The sequence below is a fragment of the Microcoleus sp. BM001215392 genome (assembly GCF_036700185.1).
In the GTDB taxonomy this organism is placed as follows: domain Bacteria; phylum Cyanobacteriota; class Cyanobacteriia; order Cyanobacteriales; family Microcoleaceae; genus Microcoleus.
Map to the genome: position 1 here is coordinate 1 of NZ_JAUBOJ010000146.1, position 11650 is coordinate 11650.

Here is an 11650-nt window from a genome sequence, read left to right on the forward strand (position 1 = left end):
AACCAATAACCAATAACCAATAACCAATAACCAATAACCAATAACCAATAACCAACAACCAATAACCAATAACCAACAACCAATAACCAACAACCAATAACCAACAACCAATAACCAATAACAAAGCGATCGCCCTTTTTTCCAAAAGAGCGATCGCTTTATTTATTCAGTACCTGCTGCCAACAGCGGGCCACTAACATCATATCTCAAGGCTTTTTGGCCTTGGTCTACCTCATTCTAGAAATCTTGCGGTAACAAAGAACTTAAACGCTCCAACAAAGGATCGGACTCCCGACGAGGAGCAACCTCAGCATCAGAAACTACATTATCATCCACCACAGACTCAGACTCGATCGGGTCAGGCTCTACTACTTTTGAAACTTGGGCAAAAGAAACTTGAGCAAACTTACTGTTAACACTCCCCTGCAACTGATCCAACTGCGCGCCCAATTGACTCAGGTGATGTTCCAGTCCTTCCAAACGGCTTAATTCCTCAGCAGAAACATTGCGCTCAAACTCTGCAAATTTGACGGCAAGTTCAGCAATACGCTGTTCCAACCGCTGAGAGCTATCTGTAGAGCTAGCAGACTCAGATACAGACAAAAACTGCCACAAAGCTTGCTTGCAGAGATTGCTGAAAGTCTGATACTTCGTAAAAGCCAACTCTTTTTCAATAGCCGCCAGCAAAGTTTGATCCGCAGCATCTTCCGTAAATGCCACCGAGAAATTCGCCTTATTTTTTGCCCACAGTGCCATAGGGTTCAAGCCTTAATGCGTTACTTAATCGTGGCTAGCTGAGCCTCAGCATAAATAAACTGTCCCAAAGTATTAGCTTTCCGAGAAGGCTGAGCCAAGTGAGCCTTAAGATTTGCGTCTTTAAGCAAAGGTTGGAGTACCTCCCAGAAAAATTCGCCGCCGCCGCCAGTCAGAACCACATCCGTTACCCGTTCGGGCAGCCACTGCACCAAACGTTCGGACAGTTCGTTAGCGAAAGCCTCTCGCAAATCCTTAATAATCGGATCTAAATTAGTCGGCTTTGTCGCTCCTCTGGGACGGTAAAAACGCTGACCTTCCGGTTTATTTACTGCTTCCAGTAAAGACAGGGATTGAGGGTCTGCCCCCGGAATCTTTGAGGCAACTTGTTCGTAGAATTTGTTCATGGCGAAGGAATCGCTTTTTGAAGCCGCCCGGGCGAACCGGAAACGATCGACCATTAACAAATCAGTAGTCTGGTGTCCGATATCGACAACCGCCACCGACAGTTCCGGTAAATCCGGCGTAAACTCCTTGTTGTCTTGAGCCTCGCACCAAATCAGGCTGCCGAATCCTTCGGGCATCACCCAAACGTGGCGGATATCAATTTCCAAACGCTCGCCGCGGTACACCACAACGTGGGGAGAGCGGAGTTGGCTGATAATCTCTTCCTTTTCTTTCTCAAACTGATCCTGCGAATAAAAAGGCAAACCCAGCACTACTGCCATTTCGCCCTTCATCTGGAAATATCCAGCACAGGAAAAAACCTTAACCAAAGCATCTACTACTTTCGACTGGTCAGCCCCACCGAGATTAGCGCCAAAGTCCGCGGCCAGTTGGCCGATGGCGTACCCCTTGCCCTGGTGCTCCAGCCACATATCCAACAGAGGGTCTGTTGCTTTTGACTCAAAGCTGCCGCCCCGCACTTTTTCCACGGGCATAGTAGCCACGTTGGCAGGGATGAAAACAACACCATTTGGGTTGCGACTCACGCAAGCTTTGGTTGCTGTACGACCCAAATCAGCACTAATAATCGATTTGTGAGAAGCGATCTTAGTCTGCTGCGTCAGCATAGCCGAATTAGGAACAAGCTGTCTAGTTGTCATTGAAATGTGTTACCTCACTGAGCCTCACCATTATCATGCCTTATCCATGGACACTGCCGCGCTTAAAGACAGTAGGTTTTGTGGCTATTTTTTTTACTCTACCTAGATAGGTATTGAAATCAGCACCAAATATTATATTCGGGACGATCGCCGTTACCATAACTAACCTAACTTTTTCTCGATTGCGACGATCGCCACTATCTTGCCCGATCGTGCCTTGTTAAGTTAAATTTAGTTAAGATTCTGAGTGTAAACTTTTGTCACGCTAACTCCGAGACCGCCAGCTTACCCGATCTGTCCCTAACTCAAGGCACCCGCATTTATGAAAATTTCTTGGCAAACTATACTACTTTGGACTTTACCCGCCCTAGTCATCGGCTTTTTCTTGTGGCAGGGAGCCTTTGCCCCATCTCCGGCCCAAATGAGCAAGAACACCGCCAGCACCCGCCTGAGCTACGGTAGATTCTTAGATTACCTAAACGCCGATCGAGTCACCAGCGTTGATTTGTACGACGGAGGCCGCACAGCGATCGTCCTAGCCGTAGATCCCGAACTAGACAATCACGAGCAGCGGTGGCGCGTGGACTTGCCCTCAAATGCCCCGGAATTGGTTTCTCGACTCAGAGACTCCAAAATCAGCTTCGACACTCACCCGCTGCGCAACGACGGCGCTATCTGGGGAGTGTTAGGCAATCTAGTATTTCCTCTGTTATTAGTAGGAGGGCTGTTCTTCTTGTTCCGCCGCGGCGGCAACGTGCCAGGAGGCCCAGGCCAAGCCATGAATTTTGGCAAATCCAAAGCACGCTTTCAAATGGAAGCTAAAACAGGCGTACTGTTCGACGACGTAGCAGGCGTAGAAGAAGCCAAAGAAGAACTCGCCGAAGTCGTGACTTTCCTCAAAAAACCCGAACGCTTCACCGCAGTCGGCGCCAAGATTCCCAAAGGCGTGCTGCTAGTGGGCCCTCCCGGAACAGGTAAAACCATGCTAGCAAAAGCGATCGCAGGTGAAGCCGCCGTCCCTTTCTTCAGCATCTCCGGTTCAGAATTTGTCGAAATGTTCGTCGGTGTTGGCGCATCCCGCGTCCGCGACTTGTTCAAGAAAGCTAAAGAAAATGCTCCTTGTATAATTTTTATCGATGAAATCGATGCAGTGGGCCGCCAGCGCGGCGCCGGTATCGGTGGCGGTAACGACGAACGGGAACAAACACTGAACCAGTTGCTGACCGAAATGGACGGTTTTGAGGGCAATACTGGCATCATCATCATTGCTGCTACGAACCGCCCTGACGTGCTCGACTCCGCGTTGCTGCGTCCGGGTCGTTTTGACCGCCAAGTAAGCGTTGATACACCGGATATCAAGGGCAGGTTGTCCATTCTTGAAGTTCACGCACGCAACAAAAAACTGGGTGCTGATATTTCTTTGGATGCGATCGCCCGCCGCACTCCCGGTTTTACCGGCGCGGATTTGGCTAACTTGCTCAACGAAGCTGCTATTTTGACAGCGAGACGCCGCAAAGAAGCGATTACGATGCTCGAAATTGACGATGCAGTCGATCGCGTCGTCGCAGGTATGGAAGGCACCCCATTGGTGGACAGCAAGAGCAAGCGCTTGATTGCATACCACGAAATCGGTCACGCGATCGTCGGTACAGTCATTCAAGCCCACGATCCCGTACAAAAAGTTACCTTAGTTCCTCGCGGACAAGCCCGCGGTTTAACCTGGTTCATGCCCAGCGAAGACCAAGGTTTGATTTCAAGATCGCAAATCCTAGCCCGGATTAGCGGTGCTTTGGGCGGCCGCGCAGCCGAAGAAGTAGTTTTCGGCGACGCTGAAGTTACCACCGGTGCCGGCAACGACTTGCAGCAAGTCAGCGGTATGGCCCGCCAAATGGTGACTCGCTACGGGATGTCTACCTTGGGCCCGATCGCCCTGGAAGCTCAACAAAGCGAGATTTTCCTCGGCCGCGACTACACGGCGCGATCGGAATATTCCGAAGAAATTGCCTCTCGGATTGACGGACAAGTCCGGGAAATTGTCGATCGTTGTTACGACGAGGCCCGCCGAATTATTCGCGACAATCGCAGCGTAGTCGATCGTTTAGTCGATTTGCTGATCGAAAAAGAAACCATCGACGGCGAAGAGTTGCGCCTAATCGTCTCTGAATACACTTTCGTTCCTGAAAAAGAACAATACGTTCCTCAGCTTTAAAGAGCTAATCTTCTCGGCAAATATTCAGGGCGAATAGAATTCGCTGCTACACAGACAAAACCCGCTGTAAGGCGGGTTTAATTTCTTCAGTCCGCGGAGGCGGACTTTGTCTGTATAGTAGCGGTTTCAACCGCCGAGTTGATTTTTGAGAGAATAACCGCAGATGAACGCAAATTAACGCAGATGAAAACTAAATTTTATAATCATACAAATAAGAACTTGTCAATAGTTTTAATAGCGACTTTAATTTTTATTCCCCTCAATAGTTTGAGCGCCCGCGCCGAAAAATTAAGATGTTTTGTAGATATTTGTATTGACCCTAGCAGCGTAAAATTAAGTAAATCCAAATTTCCCGGTGCTCCCTCTTATGCTGTGAGAACTGTTTTAGGAACTCAGCAGTTTAGTAACGAAAAAATGCTGGTACAGATGGAAGTTAACTGCAAGCAGCGAGAGTTTAGAACTGTCAGGGTGAGCCAAGATGGTGAAAATTGGTCGAATTTCGATCCGAGGTGGACTTTGGTCGATCGCAACTCATCTTTGTCTCGGATGGTTGACTATACTTGTAAATTGGCGATCGAATAAGCCTAAAATGTCGATCGAGACTTAGGCTGCAATCCAAAATCCCAAATCGAATAACCTAAAATGTCGATCGCGACTTAGGCTGCAATCTAAAATCTAAAATCTAAAATCTAAAATCGAATGACCAACCCCAGCGAATACCGGCAAAGACGCGAACAGTTAATGGCCAAAATTGGCAGCGGGACAGCAATATTTCGCAGTGCCCCCGCAGCCGTCATGCACAACGATGTTGAATACGCCTACCGACAAGATAGCGATTTTTTCTACTTAACCGGTTTCAACGAAGCCCAAGCCGTAGCAGTGCTCGCGCCACACCACGAAGAACACAAATTTATCCTGTTTGTGCAGCCAAAAGACTTGGAAAAAGAAACTTGGCACGGTTATCGCGCTGGAGTTGAAGGCGCTAAGGAGTTGTACGGCGCGGATGAAGCGTTTCCCATTGCCGAACTTGCCGAAAAACTGCCGAAATATTTAGAAAAAGCCGATCGCATATATTATCACTTCGGGCGCGATCGCACTTTCGACCAAACAGTGCTCAACCACTGGCAAAGCTTGATGCGCACTTACCCCAAACGCGGTACAGGCCCCACTGCGATCGAAGATTCCAACATCATTTTACACCCAATGCGGCTGGTAAAAAGCCAAACAGAATTAGCCTTAATGCGCAAAGCAGCTAATATCTCAGTTAGCGCCCACAACCGCGCCCGAGAATTTGCCAAACCAGGCAGATACGAATACGAAATTCAAGCAGAAATAGAACATATTTTTGGCATGAACGGCGGCACTCCCGCTTATCCTTCAATTGTGGCATCCGGTAACAATGCCTGCGTCCTCCACTACATCGAAAACAATCGCCAAATGCAGGAAAACGACTTGCTGCTAATCGATGCCGGTTGTGCTTGCGACTACTACAACGCCGATATTACTCGCACCTTTCCCGTCAGCGGCAAATTCACCGCCGAACAACAGATTATTTACGACTTAGTTTTGCAAGCACAATTGCAGGCAATTAGTCAAGTATATCCCGGAAATCCTTACAGCAAAATTCACGAAACCGCAGTGCGCGTTTTGGTGGAAGGTTTAATGGATTTAAAACTTTTGGTTGGCGACATTGAAGAGATAATTAAAGAGGAGAAATACAAGCCGTTTTATATGCACCGCACTGGTCACTGGCTGGGATTGGACGTGCACGATGTTGGTGTTTATCAGTACGGCGAAAATCCGCAACTTTTGCAGGCCCGACAGGTGCTGACGGTGGAACCGGGGATTTATATTTCTCCTTATATTAAACCCGTTGAAGGACAGCCGGAGGTTCCTGAAAAATGGCGCGGTATTGGTGTGAGAATTGAAGATGATGTTTTGGTGACTGTTGACAGTCATGAAGTCTTGACGGCGGGCGTTCCTAAATAAAGGAAGAAGGAAGAAGGAAGGAAGGAAGAAGGAAGGAAGGAAGAAGGAAGAAGAAGGAAGAAGGAAGAAAGTAATCACACTCATGGACTCATAACCGGCGTTGTGTAGGAGGGCGCGCACTGCGCACCGCTATAATTCGCGCTTCCTACGTTTTTTTGGCGTTAGTCGTATTAATGCTAAGCTTGATAAAACTCAAGTCCGCAACTGTAAGAAAAAGAGCCAGCTCATTTGAGATTAAAGAATTTAAAATGGCTGATTCTGTAGGGTTTGGATCTGGCTTCAAGTTACATTTGTTTGGGAACTGGTATAAGGTAGTCCCAGTTGTCTTATCCATTACCAGAAAGAATTGGTTGAAAGCCCAAAGCCGGAGCGGGATCAATTAAAATTAGACTATTCATTACTCCAATCCTCGGACTTATAGGTAGAGGTCGGTATCCTTCGGTCAACTATCAACTGTCAACTGTCAACTGTTGAACCACATTACCCATTAGCACTTTGTACCTCACTCATTTGAGTATTACTATATGTGTATTGATGCCACAAAGATCGATCGACCTCTCGAAACCTGCGAAGCATTAGTATCAGAGCAAAACGTAAAAATTCGGCAACTTGAAGAGGATTTGCAGCAGCATAGAAAATTATGCCAGACATTAGAAGCACAACTCAAAGCAGTCAAAAATGCTGACTCTTGGGGTTCTGCAACTAAATTCGATATCATTGACGATGAGCGAACTCAGTTAATTGCATCTCTCGAAAAAAACCAGGAAATGTACCGAACTCTCATCAAACATTATCCGAATGGTTCGGTATTTTTATTCGATCGCGATTTGCGCTATACTCTGGTTGACGGTCAAGGTTTGGCGGTAGTTGGTTTATCTAAAGAACTGTTGGAAGGCAAAACATTAGGGGAAGTATCCCCGCCCGAAGATTTGCAATTCTTTGATGCAAAATATCGCGCAGCTTTAGCAGGAGAAGAGAATAATTTTGAATATAAATACCGCGATAGATTTTATTTAACAACAATTTGTCCGGTAAAAAATGACTTGGAAGAAATTTTTGCCGGTCTGGTAGTTACTCAGGATATTACAGAAAAAAAACAGGCAGATTTCGCGCTGCAACGGCTGAAGAACGATCTAGAAATAAAATATCAAAAACGTACGGAAGATTTAAGAATAGCTAACCAACAATTGCGGGAAGAAATTATCGATCGCTGGCGTACTGAAGAATTTTTGCGGGAAAGCCAGCAACAGCTAGAATTGTTTTTCTCTCAATCTTTAGATGGTTTTTTCTTTATGATGCTGGACGAACCCCTGTACTGGGACGATACAGTTGACAAAGAACAAGTTTTGGATTACGTATTTGGTAACGGACGCGTGACGAAGGCAAACGATGCTTTTATAGCTCAATACGGAACTACTAGGGAAGAGTTAATTTCTTTGACGCTTAACTCTTTTTTGTCTCACAACTTGGCTGGTAGCAGAGAAATAGTCAAGCAATTGTTTGATGCTGGTAGAATTCATATTGAATGTGACAATCGCAAGTTTGATGGGACTCGCATTTGGGTGGAAGGTGACTATATTTGCATTTATGATTCCCACGGCAGAATTGTAGGGCATTTTGGCGTGCAGCGCGATGTTAGCGATGCCGTGGCGGCAGCTACGCAACGCCAACAAGCAGAAGCGGCTCTCAGAGATAGCGAAGAACGCTTTCGAGCAACCGTCGAACAAGCAGCAGTCGGTATTACCCACTGCGACAAAACTGGCCGCTATTTGCGAGTTAACCAAAAATTCTGCAAGATTGTGGGATATACTGCGGCAGAATTGCTGTGCCTAACTTGGATGGATGTCACTTATTGTGAAGATGTAGATTCAGACTTGAATAAAAATAACAGATTGTTTGCGAGGGAATTAGACTGTTTCAATCTGGAAAAACGCTTGGTTTGCAAAGACGGTTCTTTAATCTGGGTAAACATAACTGTTTCCTTAGTCGAAGAACCTTTGAGCGGAGCAGTTTACAATGTAGCAGTTATAGAAGATATCAGCGATCGCAAACGAGCAGAAGCAGCACTGAAAGAAAGCGAAGAAAGGTTCCGACAGCTAGCAGAAAATATTGAAAGTGTGTTTTGGATGGTAGACGTTCAACCCCAGAAAATGATTTATATCAGTCCGGGTTACGAAAAAATTTGGGGAAGAAGCCGCGCTGATTTGTATGCTTCCGGACACTTTTTTGCAGACTCCCTCCATCCGGGAGATCGCGCTCGCGTTATGGCTATTTTTACTAAAAAAATTGTATTTGAAAACGAGATAGAATATCGAATTGTCAGGCCGGATGGTGAAATTCGCTGGATTCGCGATCGGGCTTTTCCGATTAAAAATCAAGCTGGTCAAGTTTACCGCGTCGTGGGCATTGCAGAAGATATCAGCGAAGCAAAACAAGCAGAAAAATTTATCCGCGAAAGTGAAGAACGCTTCCGCCAGCTAGCAGAAAATATCCAAGATTCCTTCTGGCTAGTTTCTGCTGACTTTACGGATCTATTGTATCTGAGCCCAGCTTACGAACAAATCTGGGGGCGCAGCCGCGCAGAATTATATGCCAATCCGATCAAATGGATGGAGTGGGTGTATCCAGAGGATCTAGATTTGCTGCAACATTCAATTCCGCGAGTGTTGCAGGGCGAATCTACCAGTACCGAATATCGGATTTTGCTGCCAGATGGTACAATTCGCTGGGTGTGCGATCGAGCTTTTCCCATTTATGACGAATCGGGCAAAGTTTATCGGCTTGCGGGTATTTGCGAAGATATTAGCGATCGCAAATTTACTGAAGCCCGCATCCAAGCAGCACTCCGCGAAAAAGAAGTATTGCTTAAAGAAATTCACCACCGAGTTAAAAATAATATGCAGGTAGTTTCCAGCCTGCTGCAACTTCAAGCTCAATATATCGAAGACGAACCAACGCTAGCTTTATTTGAAGAAAGCCAAACCCGCATCCATTCAATGGCTTTGATTCACGAGCAACTTTATCAATCGGAACATCTCGATCGCATCGACCTCCCGCCCTACGTCGAAAACTTGGTTGCTAATTTGTATCAATCTTTTGGTTGCGGCAATACTTCCATCAAATTCAATCTCAACATCGATCCCATTTATTTAAATATAGAAACAGCAATTCCTTGCGGTTTAATTATTAATGAATTGGTTTCTAATTCCTTAAAATATGCCTTTACCCAAAGTTTTTCAGGTGAGATTACTATTAATTTTAATGAAATCAAGGCTCAGCAATTTCACTTAAGCATTCAAGACAATGGCAGCGGATTTGTGACGGGATTTGATGTAGAAAGTAGCGAAACATTAGGATTGCGATTAGTACGGATGTTGACTCAACAATTAGAGGGGAACATTGTTGTTGACAGTGAGTGCGGAACTTGTTACCATATTAGTTTCCTTGAGTTAAATTATCGGCGGCGCATTTAAGAAAAAAATATGAACACTATAAAAATTTTGGTGGTAGAAGACGAAATTATTGTCGCCGAGGACATAGCGGGGAGATTAAAAAAATTGGGTTATTTAGTAACAGCTACAGTTACTTCAGGAGAAGAAGCTATCGAAAAAGTAGCGGAAAATCAGCCGGACTTAGTGCTGATGGATATCGTGCTTAAAGGTGAGATGGATGGCGTGACAGCAGCCGAAAAAATTAGAACAAAAGTAAATGTACCAACAATATTTTTGACAGCTTATGCAGACGAAAAAACGCTAGAAAGAGCGAAAATGACAGACCCATTCGGTTATATTATTAAACCTTTTCAACAAAATGATTTGCGGGTGGCGATCGAGATTGCCCTGAACAGACACGAAATCGAAGCCAAGATGCGAGCAGCTCTCAAAGATTCGGAAGCAGCCCGAGAGTCGGTGGAAGAAAAATCGCAGCGCCAAAACCAATATATATCAATGGCTGCCCACGAGTTGCGCAACCCGCTCAACGCAATTTTAATCTCTGCCGAACTGCTAAAGATCGATCGCACTCGCAGAAGTGAGGAATCCCAAGTCAAAACCCTGCGCCTAGTGCACTCAGCTACACAAAAAATGAACCAGCTAATCGACGATATGCTGTTCATGGGCAGAGTAGAAGCAGGCAGACTAAAATGCCATCCATTACCGATAAATTTAGTTGAGTTTTGTCAAGACTTGCTGGATCAATTGCAGTTAGGAAATGAAGCCAAGCACAAACTAATATTAATCCCGTCGGGCGTTACCAGCGCCATGTTAGACCAACAATTGCTGCACGGCATTATTTCTAACTTAATCGTCAACGCTATCAAATATTCTCCAAACGGCGGGCAAGTTACATTAGAATTGGAATATCATCAAGGAGCAGCAGGTGAGAAAGAAGCTATTTTCTGCTTGTCTCCTCAGTGTTTGTTTGCCAATTCCCCTGTGACAAATATTAACTCTCCGTTACTGATTCTGCGCATCCGAGACGAAGGTATGGGTATCCCAGAAACTGAATTAGGGAAAATATTTGAAATGTTCTACCGCTGCAAGAATACTGAAAAGATTAAAGGTAACGGTTTGGGATTGACGATTGTTAAAAAAGCTGTGGATTTGCAAGGAGGTGCGATCGCCTGCGAAAGCAAAATCGGCGTTGGTACTACCTTTACAGTCGTGCTTCCTTATGTGGCTCTTGCCTCAAAAACTCAGTCAGATTGATGAGCGAAAGAAAACTTGCACCGAACAGCGGCTGGTTGCTTTGTAATTAAAATTGTAATTGACACTAGCAATGTTTATTTGCTGACTAGCTCAATCATCAAAATGTTGCAAAATCCACTCAACCCCCGCTGCTAAATTTGCAGCAATAAAATCCGGTTTAGTATGGTGCTGATACTCGCCGCTCAACACACTTTCGCCGTAACCAGTCTGCACCAAAATACCAGTACAGCCGGCATTGTGAGCCAGATCGACATCAGTCGCTTTATCCCCCACCATAAAACTATTCGCCAAATCCAAATCGTGTTCCCAAGCCGCCGCTACCAACATCCCTGTATTCGGTTTTCGCCAAGTTGTATATCGGGTAAATTCTGGGTTTGTTCCGCCTTCGGCTTGGCTCAAATAAGGGCAGTAATAAAGAGCATCTAATCTTGCTCCGGCTTCTTTTTTTAGTAACAAACACAGGCGTTTGTGCAAAGCTTCAACGTGGCTGACTGGATAATAACCCCTCGCCGGCCCGGATTGATTGGAAACCAAGCAGCAAAAAATTTCTCTGTCATTTAAATGGCGTACAGCTTTAGCTGTGCCGGGGATTAAATGCAAGTCTTCTAGTTTGTGAATGTAACCTGCTTCGATATTGAGGACGCCATCGCGATCGAGAAATACTGCTCGTTTCATAATCAAAAGGAAGTTCGGCAACGGATTGTGTAACGGATGTAACGGATTTTAGTCAGAAGGAAGACTCGTCTAGCAGCGAAGTCTAATGAAGTCAGAAGACATAAACGGATTGTGTAACGGATGTAACGGATTTTAGTCAGAAGGAAGACTCGTCTGCCAGCGAAGTCTAATGAAGTCAGAAGACATAAACGGATTGTGTAACGGATGTAACG

8 protein-coding genes are annotated in these 11650 nt (G+C 45.5%); 5 read left to right on the forward strand and 3 right to left on the reverse strand.

The window, feature by feature from the left end; genetic code table 11:
• Window positions 1-237 precede the first annotated feature (237 nt).
• Together QT974_RS16860 and QT974_RS16865 are read right to left on the reverse strand one after the other, a co-directional pair.
• Entirely contained in the window at window positions 238-756 is a 519-nt protein-coding gene (locus QT974_RS16860; protein WP_333469593.1) for a hypothetical protein, read from the reverse strand.
• Between the two features lie 20 nt (window positions 757-776).
• Window positions 777-1859, reverse strand: coding sequence for a ParM/StbA family protein (locus QT974_RS16865; protein WP_333469594.1), 1083 nt, complete (start codon window positions 1857-1859; stop codon window positions 777-779).
• 322 nt (window positions 1860-2181) lie between these two features.
• Here QT974_RS16865 and ftsH2 point away from each other — a divergent pair, with 322 nt between their 5' ends.
• From ftsH2 to QT974_RS16890, 5 genes are all read left to right on the forward strand, one after another.
• Window positions 2182-4068, forward strand: a complete 1887-nt coding sequence (gene ftsH2 / locus QT974_RS16870) for an ATP-dependent zinc metalloprotease FtsH2 (protein WP_333469595.1) — start codon at window positions 2182-2184, stop codon at window positions 4066-4068.
• Between the two features lie 219 nt (window positions 4069-4287).
• Complete coding sequence (locus QT974_RS16875) at window positions 4288-4650, forward strand: hypothetical protein (protein ID WP_333469596.1); 363 nt, start codon at window positions 4288-4290, stop codon at window positions 4648-4650.
• A gap of 117 nt (window positions 4651-4767) precedes the next feature.
• A complete protein-coding gene (locus QT974_RS16880; protein WP_333469597.1) occupies window positions 4768-6057 on the forward strand; it encodes an aminopeptidase P N-terminal domain-containing protein in 1290 nt (429 codons plus the stop codon).
• Between the two features lie 524 nt (window positions 6058-6581).
• The gene (locus tag QT974_RS16885) at window positions 6582-9530 is read left to right on the forward strand and encodes a PAS domain S-box protein (protein ID WP_333469598.1); all 2949 of its coding nucleotides are present in this window, start codon (window positions 6582-6584) and stop codon (window positions 9528-9530) included.
• Window positions 9531-9539: 9 nt separating this feature from the next.
• Window positions 9540-10763, forward strand: a complete 1224-nt coding sequence (locus QT974_RS16890; protein WP_333469599.1) for a hybrid sensor histidine kinase/response regulator — start codon at window positions 9540-9542, stop codon at window positions 10761-10763.
• 90 nt (window positions 10764-10853) lie between these two features.
• Here QT974_RS16890 and QT974_RS16895 read toward each other — a convergent pair whose 3' ends face one another.
• Complete coding sequence (locus QT974_RS16895; protein WP_333469600.1) at window positions 10854-11438, reverse strand: D-glycero-alpha-D-manno-heptose-1,7-bisphosphate 7-phosphatase; 585 nt, start codon at window positions 11436-11438, stop codon at window positions 10854-10856.
• Between the last annotated feature and the right edge of the window lie 212 nt (window positions 11439-11650).